Annotated in this window: 1 protein-coding gene; it reads left to right on the top strand. The window is 53.9% G+C overall.

Annotated features, from left to right (window positions below; translation table 11 throughout):
- Positions 1 to 162: 162 nt before the first annotated feature.
- Positions 163 to 594 (top strand): helix-turn-helix domain-containing protein (locus ACOCD2_RS22590; RefSeq protein WP_419626177.1); only part of this gene is annotated, 432 nt, incomplete at its 3' end.

Consider the following 594-nt stretch of genomic DNA (forward strand, 5'->3'; position numbering starts at 1 on the left):
TCGAGGATGAGCCAGTGCTGTCTGGAATGAACCTGTATCGCTATAAGTCCGAGCACAGAACATACGTTTGACTCTGCCCCAACAAAACAAGCGTGTCTTCGGCCTCGTGATAGATTTTGGGGCTCTTCCCCAAATGGAGTGGGTAGATTATCGTAATTCCCTATGAGAGACAAAGACCTATACGCCCAGATACTGGGAATCAAGAGTCCCTGGCAAGTATCCGGTGTAGAGCTGGCGCTGTCAGAGGGTGAAGTTACGGTACATGTGGAACAAGAGGAAGGGGTGCAGCACTGTTGCCCGACCTGTGGCGAGGTATCGCCGGGCTATGATTCCCGAAAGCGCAAATGGCGACATCTTGATACCTGCCAGTACAAAACCATACTGGTGGCGGACGTTCCGAGGGTGAAATGCAAGGAGCATGGTATTGTTACGGTGTCCGTGCCCTGGGCCGAGCCGGGTTCTGGGTTTACCGCCATGTTTGAGGCTCTGGTCATCGACTGGTTGAAAGAAGCCTCTACAGCAGCGGTTTCTCGTCTGATGGGGCTGAGCTGGAACGCCATTGACGGCATCATGCAGCGTGCGGTCAAACGCGGT

This window comes from Thiolapillus sp. (assembly GCF_048562965.1).
Lineage (GTDB): Bacteria > Pseudomonadota > Gammaproteobacteria > Chromatiales > Chromatiaceae > Thiolapillus > Thiolapillus brandeum_A.